The following is a 15,453-nucleotide window of genomic DNA, read 5'->3' on the forward strand; positions in this document are numbered from 1 at the left end:
GATACGAGCAATTGCTTATTTTTCCAACTCTTTAATAAATTGTTGATTTAATACTTTTAAATAAGTCCCTTTCATACCAAGAGAACGTGATTCAATAATTCCAGCTGATTCTAATTTTCTTAAGGCATTCACAATTACGGAACGAGTAATGCCTATTTCGTCTGCAATACTTGAAGCAGTTAAACGACCTTCTTCGCCATCTAAGGCTTCAAAAATGGCATGGACGGCTTTTAATTCACTATAGGAAAGAGTGTTGATGGCCATTTGCACGGCAGTCGCACTGCGAACTTCTGCTTCAATTGTTCTGGATTGATGATACAAAATTTGCATGCCGACAACGGTCGCACTATATTCAGCTAACACTAAATCATCCTCGTTAAAGGATTTTTCAACACGCGCTAAAATAATCGTACCCAAGCGTTTGCCGGCACCGTACAAAGGCACAATAGTGGTTAAACCAAACGGATATAGCTCTCGTGATTCAAAAGGAAATGCAGTTAAATCACTATCTATTGGAATATTGGCTTCGGTTACTTTGAGCATATCCACGGCCTCGGTGTATCCTTGAGGAAATTTTTTCTCTTTAAACATATTTTTGATACGGGTATTATTAACATCTAATTTTTCAGTATACCCCAACAAATCCCCTGAACTGCTAATAATATACGCATTACTTTCTAAAATATCCCCTAAAATCATTGCCATTTTGTTGTACGGAAGTTCTGCTTGTACGTCAAACAGATTGTTTTTTTGCAAAAGCTCGTTCACTTGACGTGTTTTTTCTAATAATGTAGCCATCTTTTCTCCTCCAGCCTTTTTTATAAGATGTAACGACTTAAATCTTCATTTTGAACAATGTCATTCAATTTTTCATTGACATATGCTTCGGTAATCGTAATTTCACCCATTTGCATATCTGGTGCTTCATATAATAAATCTTCTAATAAACGTTCTAAAATTGTGTGTAAACGACGCGCCCCAATATTATCTGTATCACGGTTTACATCATAAGCGATGTGTGCTAACCGTTCAATTGCTTCTTTTGTAAAGATGACTGAAACATTTTCTGTGCCAATTAATGCTACATATTGTTTAATTAAAGCATTGTTTGGCTCAGTTAAGATACTTACGAAGTCATCAGCCGTTAAATCATCTAATTCAACTCGAATTGGGAAGCGACCTTGTAATTCTGGAATCAAGTCACTTGGTTTTGACAAGTGGAAAGCACCTGAAGCGATAAATAAAATGTGATCCGTTTGTAAAGGACCATACTTCGTGTTAACTTGGGAGCCTTCAACAATTGGCAAAATGTCTCTTTGTACTCCTTCACGAGAGACTTCGCCCGAATTTTGTTGGCTTTTAGAGGTGATTTTATCAATCTCATCGATAAAAATAATTCCGCTTGATTCAGCTAAACGAATCGCTTCACTATGAATATCAGCGTCATTGACAATTTTTGCTGATTCTTCTTTCACTAATAATTCTTGTGCTTCTTTCACCGTTACAGTACGTTCGATTTTTTTCTTTGGTGACAGAGCGCCTAACGTTTCATTTAAGTCGATGCCCATTTGTTCTAGGCCATTATTCATAGCTGGCATCGTTTTCTTCGGTTCTTCAATTTCAATTGTTACTTCACGATTATCTAATAGACCTTTTTCCAGCTGTTCCAAAATTGTTCGGCGATTCGCTCGAATATCTTCCGTTACTTCTTCTTGTGCTTCTTGCTGTTGCTGAGCCATGTTAAACATGTTCATCATTTGTTCAAATTGATTACCACCAGCCTGCTTTTGTTCTTTTTTAATTCCAGGCACTAATACTTTGACTAAACGTTGATTGGCTTTTTTCAACGCTTGCGCATACACGCGACTGTATTGTTGTTTTTCAACAATTTGGATCGCATTTTCTACTAAATCTCGAACCATTGATTCGACATCCCGACCAACATAGCCGACTTCTGTAAATTTGGTTGCTTCAACTTTTACAAAAGGCGCATTGACAATTTTTGCAAGACGACGAGCAATCTCAGTTTTACCAACACCTGTTGGTCCAATCATTAGTAAGTTTTTAGGCGTAATATCTTGTTGCATATTTTCTTCTAATTGCAAGCGACGATAGCGGTTACGTAAAGCTACCGCCACTGATTTTTTGGCAGCTTGCTGTCCAACAATATATTGATCTAGTTCTTTGACTATTTCTTTTGGTGTTTTGTTTAATTCATTCATGGATTTTCCCTCGCTTATAATTCTTCTACAATGATATTATGATTCGTAAATACACAGATATCTGCAGCAATATTTAAGGCATTTTTAGCAATCTCTTTCGCTGGCATTTCTTTATCGCCAAAGTTTTTCATGGCTCTTGCAGCGGACAAAGCAAAATTACCGCCAGAACCAATTGCTAAAATACCATCGTCTGGTGTGATGACTTCCCCAGTTCCTGAAACTAAGAGCATTTCTTCCTTATTCATCACAATCAGCATAGCCTCTAATTTTTGCATAGACTGTTGTGTCCGCCACTCTTGGGCTAACTCAACCGCAGCTCTCGTTAAGTTTCCGTTGTATTCATTTAATTTTCCTTCAAACTTTTCTTCTAATGTAAAGGCATCTGCCACACTTCCTGCAAAACCGACAACGACTTCATCATTGTAAATACGGCGCACTTTTTTGGCTGTACCTTTCATAACGACAGATTCGCCCATTGTTACTTGGCCGTCACCAGCCATTGCAAATTTTCCATCTTTTTCGACTGCACAAATTGTTGTAGAGTGAAATTGTGATTCAACCATTATTGTTCCTCCTAGACGTTTCCCTCCATTATGCACGAGGATGAAACGTTCGATAATTTTTTTGTAAACTTTCTTTTGTCACATGCGCATATATCTGAGTTGTTGATAAATTAGCATGTCCTAATAATTCTTGAACTGTCCGCATATCGGCGCCATTATTTAATAAATGTGTCGCAAATGTATGGCGTAACATGTGGGGATGAATTTCCGCATTTAATGAACTTTTTTTAATTAGTTGGTTTAAGACATATTCAATCCCTGTTGGCGTGATTTGTTCACCATGATGATTAACAAAGACATACGGATGTTTTTTTTGATATTTTGTCATTAGTAGCGCGCGGCCATTCTCTAAGTAATCCTTTAAGGCGTCTTGTGCAAATGAACCAAAAGGCACATAGCGGTCTTTATTTCCTTTTCCGTGAACCAATAAAACAGAAGCTTGAAAGTCAACTGCGTCCACCGTTAAGTTCGCACATTCACTGACCCGAATGCCAGTCCCATACAGAACTTCTAGCAACGCTTGATTTCTCAAATCAAGAGGTTGCTCACCTTGTGCGCTCTCAAATAATGCATCCATTTCTTTTTCATAAAAAAAACGGGGCAACCGTAACTGTTTCTTTTTCATATGAACATAGGAAAAAGGATTTTCTTGGATTGCTTCATTTTTTAATAAGAATTGATAAAAAGAACGCAGACTGGCAATTTTTCGACTAATCGAATTGCGGCTATATTCCTGATCGTATAATTCGCTCAAATAAGCCCGAACATCCAAATGTTCCACAGTCAAATAATTGTCACTACCTGAAGTCTTTAAAAACGAAAAAAAATGTTGTATATCTTCTTGATATGCTTTTTTTGTTTTTTCTGAATAGCCTCTTTCGACAATAAGATAACGAGCAAATAACTCAGGCCAATTCTTTTCTTCCATGTGATAGCCCTCCTCATTCGATTACAAAGTAACTTTAGCATAACCTTTTTCAAAAGACAATTAAGTTGTCAGAATTTAATCAATATTTCTAAATATGTTCACAATTTTAACTATTCTTTAGCTTTTGTTATTTTTTTCTAAAAATTAAAAGACTGAGTATCATCGCATTTCTTAGCAATGATGCTCAGTCTTTTCTCATATTTTTTCTAATTTAGTCTAAAGATTGGATAACTTGAGCTTGGACATCTAAGGCCCGATTAGCAATTGCTTCATAGCGTTCTTTTTTGTCACGAATTCGTTCAGGTAACTCTGGGAAAAGCCCAAAGTTTGCATTCATTGGTTGGAAATGTTTGCCTTCTGCATGTGTAATATAATAAGCCATACTTCCTAAAGTCGTTTCGCGAGGGAATTCAATCGGCTCTTCCCCTTTGGCAAGACGAGCTGCGTTAATACCTGCAAGTAAACCACTTGCCGCGCTTTCAACATATCCTTCAACACCAGTCATTTGTCCAGCAAAAAACAGATCGTCACGTTTTTTTGATTGGTAGGTTGGTTTTAGCAACTCTGGAGAATTCATAAAACTATTACGATGCATGACGCCATAGCGAACAAATTCAGCATTTTCTAATCCCGGAATCATACGGAATACTCGTTTTTGTTCGCCCCATTTTAAATGCGTTTGGAAACCAACAATATTGTATAAAGAAGCTGCAGCATTGTCTTGACGTAATTGAATTACAGCATAAGGGCGTTTACCTGTTTTAGGGTCTTCTAGTCCGACAGGTTTCATCGGGCCAAACAACATGGTTTTAATGCCACGTTGCGCCATTACTTCAATGGGCATACAGCCTTCGAAAAACTTCTCTTTTTCAAACGTGCGTAAAGGAACCACTTCTGCATTGACTAGCGCTTCATGAAACGCATTGAATTCTTCTTCAGTCATCGGACAGTTTAAGTAAGCCGCTTCGCCCTTGTTATAACGAGATTTTAAATAAACTTTATCCATGTCAATTGTTGATTTATCAATAATTGGTGCTGCTGCATCGTAAAAATAAAAGCCTTCAGAACCATTAAATTCTTGAATTTTTTGTGATAAGCTTTCAGAAGTTAAGGGACCCGTTGCAATAATTACAATCCCTTCTGGAATATCGGTAATCTCTTCATTTTTGATTGTAATTAATGGATGACTTTTAATTTTTTCAGTGATTGTTTCAGAAAAAGAATCACGGTCAACTGCTAAGGCGCCGCCAGCTGGTACAGCGGTTTGATCCGCACTACCAATAATAATTGAATTTAAACGGCGCATTTCTTCTTTCAAAACACCTACCGCATTGGTTAAACTATTTCCACGTAATGAATTAGAACAAACTAACTCTGCAAAATTTTCTGTTTGATGCGCTGGTGTCTTTTTGACAGGGCGCATTTCATATAAATCAACTGGTACGCCAGCATTGGCCACTTGCCATGCCGCTTCACTTCCGGCTAAACCGGCACCAATAATTGTGACTTTTTTTGTCATGTATAAAAATTCCTTTCTATGTCAAGAAGTTAAGAGCTGTCTCTTACAAACTCAATTCATTTTACTAAAAGAGAAGACCGAAGTAAATTCTTCGGTCTCAATTTTTCTTATTTTTGGACGTTTTCTTCATAATCGCCATTGATACAAACGACTTGTTTGCCGCCTTTAACTTTTTTCTCTACTAAATATTGCCCACATTTTGGACATGGTCGGCCAACTGGTTTGTCCCAAGAAGTGAAGTCACACTCTGGGTACCGACTACAGCCATAGAAAATCCGATTTTTCTTTGATTTCCGTTCAATAACTTGTCCTTCGTGACACACAGGACAAGTCACGCCAATTTCTTTGACAATCGCTTTTGTATTCCGACAATCTGGGAAATTACTACATGCATAAAATTTCCCGTAGCGACCCAGCTTAATCACCATTGGATGTCCACATAGTTCGCAGTCAAAACCTGCTGGTTCATCTTTAATTTGGATTTTTTCAATCTTTTCTTCGGCATTTGTTAATTCTTTTTCGAAGGGCTTGTAGAAACGATCGACAACTTCAACCCATTTTTCTTGACCTTCACCGACTTTATCTAAGTCCGTTTCCATTGTCGCTGTAAAATGTGTATCGACAATTTGTGGGAAAAACTCTGAAACTAGGGAATTCACAATTTCACCTAATTCCGTTGGTTCAAACCGTTTATTCGTTAGCTTCACGTAATAACGCCGTTGAATGGTTTCTAATGTTGGCGCATATGTTGATGGTCGGCCCACACCATTTTCTTCTAAAGTCCGGATTAACGTGGCTTCACTAAAACGAGCCGGTGGTTGAGTAAAGTGTTGTTTCGGTTCGATATCGACCGATTTAACAACGTCACCTTCCACTAATTCAGGTAAAATATTTTCCTTGTCTTCTTTACCATCATCGCGTCCTTCAACATATACTTGCATAAACCCTTTAAATTTCACTTTAGAGCCATTGGCAATAAACGTTACGCCGTTTTGTTGAAGCGTGACCTTCATGGTATCTAAAATCGCTGGTGTCATTTGACTAGCAACAAAGCGCGACCAAATAAGAGTATATAATTTTAATTGATCTTTATCTAAATACTTCTTCATTTCATCAGGTGTTCTTAAAACGCTTGACGGACGAACCGCTTCATGGGCATCTTGTGCACCTTGCGTATTTTTTGCTTTGCGACCGCCATGTGCTGAGAACTCATCTCCGTAGGTCTTTTCAATGAATTCAGCAGCTTCTGCTTTGGCGGAATCGGCAATTCTGGTTGAGTCTGTACGCATGTAGGTAATCAGCCCCACAGTGCCTTGTTTCCCTAAAGCAATTCCCTCATACAATTGTTGCGCAACCATCATGGTTTTACGGGTACGGAAATTTAATTTACGTGCCGCTTCTTGTTGTAAACTACTGGTTGTAAAAGGTAATGCAGGATTACGTTTCCGTTCTTTTTTCTCAACTTTTGTAACATCGTAATCTTTACCGTCAATCCGAGAAGTGATTTCTTTCACCGCTTCTGCATTTGGTAATTTTTTCTTTTTACCATCTACGCCCCAGAAATTTGCTTTGAATTTCTTGCGACCTTTTTGGAAATTCCCATCAATGCTCCAATATTCTTCAGGTTTAAATTCTCGAATTTCATTTTCTCGATCAATAATCATTTTTAAAGCAACAGATTGCACACGACCAGCACTCAAGCCTTTTTTGACTTTACGCCATAAAATAGGACTAATCGAGTATCCGACTAAACGGTCTAAAATGCGCCGTGCTTGTTGTGCATCAACTAAATCAACGTTGATGGTTCTAGGTTCTTTAAATGCCGCTTTTACCGCTTCTTTAGTGATCTCATTGAATACCACACGGTTTTTATCTTTTAAATCAAGGCCAAGAAGATAAGCTAAATGCCAAGCAATTGCTTCACCTTCTCGGTCCGGATCGGCTGCGAGATAGACTTTTTCCGCTTTTTTTGCAGCCGCTTTTAAACTTTTGATGACATCGCCTTTTCCGCGAATCGAAATATAATGAGGTTCATAATTATTTTCAATATCAATCCCCATTTTACTTTTTGGTAAATCGCGAATGTGACCAACACTGGCAACCACCTTGTAGTTTCTTCCTAGATATTTTTCAATTGTTTTGGCTTTGGCAGGTGATTCTACAATCACGAGATACTTATAGGCCATTCAATTAGCTCCTTTCGCGTTCGCTTTCCTACTATATAATATATGTAAAAAACGCACAAATCGTAATACATCATATGCTATATAGAATAGGTTTGTCAAGACTAGGCTTTCTAACATTTCTGTCATTTATGTTTGACTGTCCGAATTTATAAATAAAAAATGCCTATGATTTATAGATTTTATCCTAAAGCATTAAAATACCCAAAACATTCCAAATAAAATGAGTCAAGACAGCAGCTTCAAAGCGACCCGTGCGTAGATAGACCCAACTTAACGCTAAACCCATGCCCCAATAAATAATAAAACTACCTATATCTGTGGGTGTGTGCACAAGTGCAAATAAAATAGAAGAAACGAGTATTCCTATTTTTGAAGCTGGCTTGAAAAACGCTTGAATCCCGACACGAAAAATTCCCTCTTCAAAAATTGGTCCAATCACACCTGCAAAAATAAGTATAAGCCCTTTAGGAATGGCTTGAACAATTTCTTCAACACTTTGTTGGTTAGAGGTCGTCTCTAGTCCTTCCAGACGTAATAAGAAATCACCAAGTATTCCCACACAAAAGATTATCACCAAACCTAACAAGACCACTGGCAAGGTTTCTTTGATTCCTAAAAAAGTCCAAGTTATGAGCTTTTTCTTTTTCAAAAAAGCAACAAATAGATAGACGAAATAGGCACCAAGTCCAACAGCCACTAATCCACTAACAAAGCGAAACCAAAAGTTTTCTGTAGAAACTTGAACAACTGAGACCATCATCAAAGGAATTTGATCCAAAACCAAAAAGCCCAGTAGCTGCATACCAAACAACCATCTTTTCCTAACAACCGTTTCCATTTAGACACTCCTAACTGCCAACCAAAAGATTAAAATCTGATTAAATAGTACCGAAGTGAACGTAGGTTGTCAATTCACAATTAGTAAAAGTCACAATTCTTCACAAATATCATCAATTGTCTGAACACATTTAGCGCCGTCCTGAATCAATTCATGGCAGCCTGTTGAAAAAGACTGGAAAATACTTCCCGGTACGGCAAATACCTCGCGCCCGTAATCCATCGCCGCTTGTGCAGTAATTAAAGAGCCACTATTCTTACGAGCTTCCATCACGCAGACCCCTAAAGATAATCCAGCAATAATGCGATTACGTGCAGGAAAATGATATTTTTTCGGCCCACTCCCATTCACATATTCTGTTAAAACAAGCTGATTCTGCTTCATAGTTTGCTGTAATTCTTTCTTTTCGTACGGATAATATACATCTAATCCAGTGCCTAAAATTCCAATTGTCTGACCCCCGCTCTGGATGGCCATCTCATGGCTACGACTATCGATACCTTTGGCAAGACCGCTGACGATTGTGAACCCTTCTTTGACTATTTTAGGAACCAGAGCTTCAGTCACTCTTAACCCATACGAAGTGGCATAGCGAGCGCCGACGATGCCAATTTTCCTTCTGCTTAACAATTGTAAATTTCCTCTATAAAAAAGAATTGCTGGTGGATTATAAATTTCTCGTAATAATTTAGGATAGACGGCATCTAAAATTGTCATAAATTGGTGTTGGCATTGTCGTATATATAACGCTTCACTATGAATCGTATGGTGTAACCAAGATTGTTCAAATAATTCACGATATTTCTTGATTTCAGCAATTCTAATAATTTCTGTACTGGAAAAATCAACACGCTTTTGTGCGATAGCTTCTTGTAATACTTTTAAGATACCTAAATTGCCAATTCCTTGGCATACCGCTAATTTAAATAATAATTGTCGTTGTAAAATTTCCAACAAAAAACACCTCTTTCACATCTTCTTAAAATAAGAATACGTAAAAAAAGTGTTTTATTTTTAAATCATATCTTTTATTGGCGCAAAAGTACGTCGATGAATGGGTGTTACACCGTATTTTTCTAACCCGAGAAGATGTTCTTTTGTTCCATAGCCTGCATTGTTTTTAAATCCGTATCCAGGATATAATTCATCATATTCTTCCATTAATCGATCTCTTGTTACTTTTGCAATAATACTGGCTGCTGCAATTGAAATGGAGCGTGCATCCCCTTTAATCAAACTTTCTTGTGGTTGGGGAACGTCTAACTGCATTGCATCAATTAATAAATAATCTGGTGTAAAAGCTAAATCGTCAATTGCCATTTTCATCGCTTGTTTAGTTGCTTGATAAATATTAATCTGATCAATGACTCCTTGATCAGCGATACCTAACCCGATAGCGACAGCCTGTTCTTGAATCTGGTTATATAACGTTTCCCGTTTTTTAGCAGATAGCTTTTTTGAATCATTTAAGCCTAATAATTGACAATCCTTCGGTAAAATAACTGCAGCTGTCACAACAGGACCAGCTAATGGTCCGCGGCCTACTTCATCAATTCCCGCAATTAAACGATGGCCTTTTTTATAGGCCGCTTCCTCAAATTGACTCATTTCTTTAAAAAGTTGCCACTCTTGTTCTTTGGCTAACTGGCGACGTTCCCATTGTTTGATCGCTTGTTGCACTCCTGAACGTTCATCTTCTCGCCAGCTTGCTAATCGTTCATCGGTTGCATCAGTGACAGTTAACAACGCTTCTTTGATTGCCTGAATCGACTCTTTTGCCATGTTATTCGTCTCCTAGTTCTTCCCAGCGGTCCAAAGTATACGTACCTAATTTTCCACTGCGAATTTCTAAAATAATCATTTCGCTGGCTCGATTATAATCATCTCTAAAACCACGTTTTTGGCTAATTAACATCAACTGTTCTGGGGCAGGTAAAAATAGCTCTTCCTCTGTTAAACCATATCGTTCCGTCAAACGTTGCGGATAAAAACGTGCAAAAAATTCTAATCCATAAATCGCCAAATCATCTAGATGCAATAATTGATCTTTTATAGCGCCAGTTAAAGCTAATTTTTTTCCAATTTCTTCATCTTCAAATTTTGGCCAGAGAATTCCTGGTGTATCCAGTAATTCCAATTGGGAACCAGAGCGTAACCATTGTTGTCCTTTTGTCACGCCTGGCTTGTTCCCAGTTTGCGCAATTTTTTTTCCGACTAAACGGTTCATTAAGGTTGACTTACCAACATTGGGGATCCCAATACACATTGCGCGAATCGCACGCGGTTTCAAACCTTTCGCCTGTTCACGAGCCAATTTTTCTTTTAACGCTTCCTTGGCTGCTGGCACAATTTTATTGATTCCTTTATTTTGTTGGGCATTGATAACTAGGGTTTGGTACCCTTTCTTTTGAAAGTAATGTTGCCATTTTTTATTTTGGTCGTTATCTGCTAAGTCCCCTTTATTTAAAAGGACTAATCGTGGTTTTTGTTGGACAATTTGGTCCATCATTGGGTTACGAGAAGAAAGCGGTAACCGCGCATCAACTAGTTCAAATACAATATCGACATATTTGATTTTTTCAGAAACTTCTCTTCTTGCTTTGGCCATATGGCCGGGAAACCATTGAATGGTCATAATCTGTTCAAATCCCTTCTTTAACACATTGTTTCTTTGATTCAATTCTTCAACGAGTCCTGTGTCCCGCGTAGATTCTTGCGAAAAAAACACCTTCTCTAGTTTAACATATTTTTCACGGATTTGATTTATTTTCTGCAGTGTTCTTTAAAAAACAAAAAAGCTGAAACAAACTCACTTTGGATTTTGTCTCAGACTTATACACTGGCAAAGTATAGAAAGAAGTAGGTCAAGCTCTTCTCAAGACCGACTCAAGAGTATTTCTGTTTTTACTTGTTATTTAGCATGAAGTAAATTTTCTTTACAATGAATTAACTCTGTTAAAAACTGACAGTACGGTGTAGCAATCCCATAAGCTTTCCCTTTGCGAACAATTGCTCCATTGATATAATCAATTTCGGTTAAACGATGATTGGTTATTAAGTCCTGATACATCGATGGATGGTGCAAACCAATTGTTTCTCGATTATAACACGAGCGGATTTGTTGAAGAACTGCTTGTTTATCTAACGTAACTTGTTCCACTTCAGCGACTGCTAAAAATTCATTAACTATTTGTTGAACAATTTGATCTGCTTGCTCTGTTTCGCCAAAGTCTGCCATATTACAATCCAACAAAGTACATAAACCATTCATTGTTCCATTCACACAGGCCTTCTTATAAATGGATGATAAAATATTCTCAGAATAACGTGCATTTAAGCCAGCGTTATTTAATACCTTAATGACTGCTTCTGCTGCTTGTTCACTTTGCGCCCCTAAATTTTGTAAATCAATCGAACCATTACCAAATAATTTTACTTTGCCCGGTCCTTCTAACCCAGCGGTCCACATTGTGTTTCCTAATAAAATATTTTCGTAAGGCACGTATTTTTTGATAATATCTTCGTGCCCAATTCCATTTAACAAGCATAAAACTTTCGTATTTTTATTAAGGAAATGTTCTAATGCTTCAAGCATTCCTTCCAGTTGCATTGCTTTTGTAAATAGGATAACTAAGTCTGCTGTAAAATCGATGCTTGCTACTTCTGTCTGAGGATAGATAGGAATTTTAGCGGTCACCACTTCGCCATTAAAATCAGCAACTAACCCGTTTTTTCTTATTGCTTCAATATGTTCTGGCCAACCATCAACAAAAATAACATCATTTCCTGCTTGATGTAACATTAGTCCAAAGCGACTGCCCATAGCGCCAGCACCTGCGATAATAATCTTCATTTCTTTTCCTCCGTTCAATTTTTTATTTTTAGGTAAAAATCTGCTAAGAAAATCTCTATCTCTTACTTTTATAGCAATAAAAAGGCAAAACATATGTTATATTATAAGTGATCTATTTGTTATTTTTTATCCAAGCACATTCGTGTAAGCGCTTTTAAAAAGAAAGGGAGTTTCTGATGAATATTCAGCTTTTAAAGTACTTCATTGAAATTGTTAATACCCGCAGTTTATCGGCGGCCGCTCGCAATTTATTTGTCACCCAACCAACACTTTCTTTAGCATTGAAAAAAATGGAATCTGAGTTAGGCACAGCGTTGTTTGATCATTCTGATCAACCGTTTCAATTAACCGATACTGGTGTTTATTTATATGAACATGGCCAAGAAGTTGTTTTTCAATTCGATCAATTGGTAACAGATATTCGTGAAATGAACCAGAAACCAGTCAAAAAGCAATTACGTTTAGGCTTAACTACTTTATTTGCTGTACAATTTATGAAAGAAATTTCACGATTTTTAACAACCCATCCACATGTGAATTTAATATTACAGCAAGATGGCTCGCCAAAATTACAAACGATGTTAGCAAATAAAGAAATTGATATGGGACTAATTTCTTTCCCAAATACCTTACCTGAAATTATTCATATTGAACCTTTAGAAACGACTACCAAAGGCTACCATGTTTATGTCGTGGTACCAGAATCAAATCCTCTCTCCCAATATGAAAAATTAACTTTTAAAGATTTGAAAGATCAACGATTTTCATCGTTAAGTGATAATTTTATGATTGGTCGCCTACTGCTAGATCGGACTCGGAGCTTCGGTTATGAGCCGAATATCATTTTGCATAACGATGATTTACAAGTACTTCTTTATAGTTTACAAAAAAATAATTCGATTTGTTTGCTGCCGATTGAATATTATGAAGTGGGAAAAAGTCAGGGACTGAAATGGATTCCTTTAAAAGATAAGTTTGACTATTTCCCCATCGGCATTGCTTTGCGCCGCGATTTTAGTATGACAGAAGATGTTAGAGATTTTATCCAAATCATTAAAGAAAATTAATGGATAATCTAGCCTTGATAAGCAAAGACGACTTTACTATCATAAAGTTTCAACACTTTTTCAAATAAGAATTTTGAGAATAAACCCGCGACAATTGGAACAACAAACCAAGAAAAGAGTAAGGGTAAGATCCCTAAGCCCGCATCCAATGAAGCAAGTGGTCCCACGAGTCCAACCAAGCCAAATCCAGCCGATTGTGGGGTTCCTGAAATGTTGAATAGAACCACAGGAATTGCTGAAATAGTCGCTGTAAATAAACAAGGAATTAAAATAATTGGGTATTTAAATAAGTTAGGCATCATCATTTTCATGCCGCCCAAAGAGACAGCCAGTGTCACTCCCGATTGGTTGACATTCCAAGAATTAATCACAAGAACAACAGTTGTGGCTGCAATTCCCATTGCAGCAGCACCTGCAGACAAGCCATTCAACTGAATCGCCAAACCGATTGCCACAGTAGTGATTGGCGAAATAATCAGTGCAGCAAATGAACAAGCAATTAAAATACTCATGATAATTGGCTGAAAATCAGTAAAATTGTTAATCACTTTCCCGATGGCGACCGTGATTTGTGTCACATATGGATAAATCAACATGCCAAACAAGCCTGCACCTACTCCAACAACGATCGGTAAAGCAATGATTTCCACTGAACCGAATTTTTTATCGATGACCAATAAAAGTAAGACTGCAACAGAAGCGGTAATCATAATATTAATGATGTCACCAGTGCCTGCACCAATAAAGCCTTTCACTTCTGAATTAAATTTAATCACGCCAGAGCCAGCAAATGCTGCACCTCCAGCAATCATCATTTTCTGTGGCGTTAAGCCAAATTGAAAAGCAATCAGTCCACCAATAATTAAAGGGGTGGCTAGTTGGAAAATTTGCGCCGCATGAATAATCATTTCGATAATCTTGTATTCTGCAAAATATTTTAAAATGGCTCCTAATACAGCATTGGGAATTAAGGCGATAATGGTGCCGGAAGCTGTTCCAGCTAACACTTTGTTAAAAAATATTCTTGGGGTTAATTGAGCATCCAGTTTATCAGTGGGCATTTTCAACACTCCTATTGATTATTTTTGTTTTTTTAGAATAAGTTTGAGAATGATTGAACTTTCTGTTAGATAAAGAGCGGCCTCAAAGAAGAGCGTTTATTTCTTTGAGGCGCTTTTTATTTAACTAAAGTAAGGAACGATTTTTAATATACATCCGTATCCGCATTATATTTCGCTAAATTATCTTTAACATCTCGCAAGAACTTACCTGCTTGTTGTCCATCTAAAATTCGATGATCAATAGAAAGACATAAGTTAACCATATCTGCCACTTTAAAGCCTCCATCTGCGGTTGGCACAAGGCGTTTATTAATTGACTCTACTTGTAATATCGCAGCTTGTGGATGGTTAATAATTCCCATCGATTGGACGGAACCTAGTGTCCCAGTATTATTAAGGGTAAAGGTCCCTCCTTGCATTTCTTTGCTTGCCAGCGTTCCTTGTCGGACTTCTTGTGCCAAACGATTGATTTCTTTAGCTAGCCCTGCAATCGAATAGTTATCCGCTTGTTGAATCACTGGCACGTAAAGATGCTCGTCTGTCGTTACAGCTATGGATAAATTAACATCTTTATGATAAATAATTGAGCCATCATCCCAAGATGTATTGATTTTTGGATTTTTCTTTAACGCTTGAATGACTGCTTTGGCAAAAAATGGGAAGAAGCTTAGAGACAGTCCCTCTTGTTGTTTAAATTCATCTTTTAATGAATTTCTAAGTTGGACTAAGTTGGTCACATCCGCTTCCACCATTAACCAAGCGTGAGGGATTTCGTTGACACTTTGTACCATTTTTTTAGCAATCGCTTTACGTACAGGATCTGCAGAGACAATTTTATCTGTGGTTGTTTCAGTTGGACTAGCTGTTGCGGCGCTTTCATTTTGCGAAGCAACTGGCTCCTCTGAAATTGAAGGGCTAGTTCCTGGACTCACTGTTTTCTCAGGTGTTCTTGCCTGTGTTGGTGTAAAGTTTGTGACATCTTTTCTAGTAATTCGACCATCACGACCTGTCCCTGTAACTTGTGTTAAATCAATCTTTTTTTCTTGGGCAATTTTAAGGACTGCTGGGGAATAACGACCATTATTTTTTTGATGGGACGTCGCAGTGCTTGTTGTTTCAGCCGTTTCATGTTCTTGTGCTTGTTCCGCACTTGCTTCTTTCACTGGTGCTAAAGTAGCTACTTCTGTTTCTTCTGTTGTTTCTTCTGTCTCTAACG

13 protein-coding genes and 1 pseudogene are annotated in these 15,453 nt (G+C 37.5%); 1 reads left to right on the forward strand and 13 read right to left on the reverse strand.

Translation table 11 applies throughout. The annotated features are described in order from the left end of the window. Positions 1–15 precede the first annotated feature (15 nt). The 11 genes from codY to IGM13_RS07335 form a co-directional block, all read right to left on the reverse strand. On the reverse strand, positions 16–798 hold the full coding sequence (codY, locus tag IGM13_RS07285) for a GTP-sensing pleiotropic transcriptional regulator CodY (RefSeq protein ID WP_002408465.1): 783 nt from the start codon (positions 796–798) through the stop codon (positions 16–18). Positions 799–818: 20 nt separating this feature from the next. Then, entirely contained in the window at positions 819–2,222 is a 1,404-nt protein-coding gene (hslU, locus tag IGM13_RS07290) for an ATP-dependent protease ATPase subunit HslU (protein WP_002366731.1), read from the reverse strand. 14 nt (positions 2,223–2,236) lie between these two features. Further along, positions 2,237–2,785 (reverse strand): HslVU peptidase proteolytic subunit, encoded by a 549-nt coding sequence (gene hslV / locus IGM13_RS07295; protein WP_002357489.1) that lies wholly within the window; start codon positions 2,783–2,785, stop codon positions 2,237–2,239. A 28-nt stretch (positions 2,786–2,813) separates the two neighbouring features. Then, the gene (gene xerC / locus IGM13_RS07300; RefSeq protein WP_002398307.1) at positions 2,814–3,713 is read right to left on the reverse strand and encodes a tyrosine recombinase XerC; all 900 of its coding nucleotides are present in this window, start codon (positions 3,711–3,713) and stop codon (positions 2,814–2,816) included. A gap of 211 nt (positions 3,714–3,924) precedes the next feature. After that, positions 3,925–5,232, reverse strand: a complete 1,308-nt coding sequence (trmFO, locus tag IGM13_RS07305) for an FADH(2)-oxidizing methylenetetrahydrofolate--tRNA-(uracil(54)-C(5))-methyltransferase TrmFO (protein ID WP_002357486.1) — start codon at positions 5,230–5,232, stop codon at positions 3,925–3,927. 107 nt (positions 5,233–5,339) lie between these two features. After that, positions 5,340–7,418 (reverse strand): type I DNA topoisomerase, encoded by a 2,079-nt coding sequence (gene topA, locus IGM13_RS07310; protein ID WP_002357484.1) that lies wholly within the window; start codon positions 7,416–7,418, stop codon positions 5,340–5,342. A 184-nt stretch (positions 7,419–7,602) separates the two neighbouring features. Next, positions 7,603–8,256: a CPBP family intramembrane glutamic endopeptidase gene (locus IGM13_RS07315; RefSeq protein ID WP_002420171.1), complete on the reverse strand. Its 654-nt coding sequence runs from the start codon at positions 8,254–8,256 to the stop codon at positions 7,603–7,605. A gap of 90 nt (positions 8,257–8,346) precedes the next feature. Beyond that, a complete protein-coding gene (gene dprA / locus IGM13_RS07320) occupies positions 8,347–9,210 on the reverse strand; it encodes a DNA-processing protein DprA (RefSeq protein WP_002393384.1) in 864 nt (287 codons plus the stop codon). Between the two features lie 60 nt (positions 9,211–9,270). Further along, a complete protein-coding gene (locus IGM13_RS07325; RefSeq protein WP_002408462.1) occupies positions 9,271–10,038 on the reverse strand; it encodes a ribonuclease HII in 768 nt (255 codons plus the stop codon). Position 10,039: 1 nt separating this feature from the next. Beyond that, entirely contained in the window at positions 10,040–10,891 is an 852-nt protein-coding gene (gene ylqF / locus IGM13_RS07330) for a ribosome biogenesis GTPase YlqF (protein WP_002357480.1), read from the reverse strand. A 276-nt stretch (positions 10,892–11,167) separates the two neighbouring features. Next, positions 11,168–12,109, reverse strand: a complete 942-nt coding sequence (locus tag IGM13_RS07335) for a 2-dehydropantoate 2-reductase (protein WP_002357479.1) — start codon at positions 12,107–12,109, stop codon at positions 11,168–11,170. A 176-nt stretch (positions 12,110–12,285) separates the two neighbouring features. Between IGM13_RS07335 and IGM13_RS07340 the strand changes: the two genes are divergently transcribed. After that, positions 12,286–13,176, forward strand: a complete 891-nt coding sequence (locus IGM13_RS07340) for a LysR family transcriptional regulator (RefSeq protein ID WP_002357478.1) — start codon at positions 12,286–12,288, stop codon at positions 13,174–13,176. Positions 13,177–13,184: 8 nt separating this feature from the next. On the opposite strand, the gene IGM13_RS07345 is transcribed toward IGM13_RS07340, so the two are convergent. Both IGM13_RS07345 and IGM13_RS07350 read right to left on the reverse strand, forming a co-directional pair. Beyond that, positions 13,185–14,237, reverse strand: a complete 1,053-nt coding sequence (locus IGM13_RS07345; RefSeq protein WP_002384478.1) for a PTS sugar transporter subunit IIC — start codon at positions 14,235–14,237, stop codon at positions 13,185–13,187. Positions 14,238–14,380: 143 nt separating this feature from the next. After that, a pseudogene (locus tag IGM13_RS07350) lies at positions 14,381–15,313 on the reverse strand (dihydrolipoamide acetyltransferase family protein); the annotation flags it as partial. Positions 15,314–15,453 lie beyond the last annotated feature (140 nt).

This window comes from Enterococcus sp. DIV0561, assembly GCF_050539875.1.
In the GTDB taxonomy this organism is placed as follows: domain Bacteria; phylum Bacillota; class Bacilli; order Lactobacillales; family Enterococcaceae; genus Enterococcus; species Enterococcus faecalis.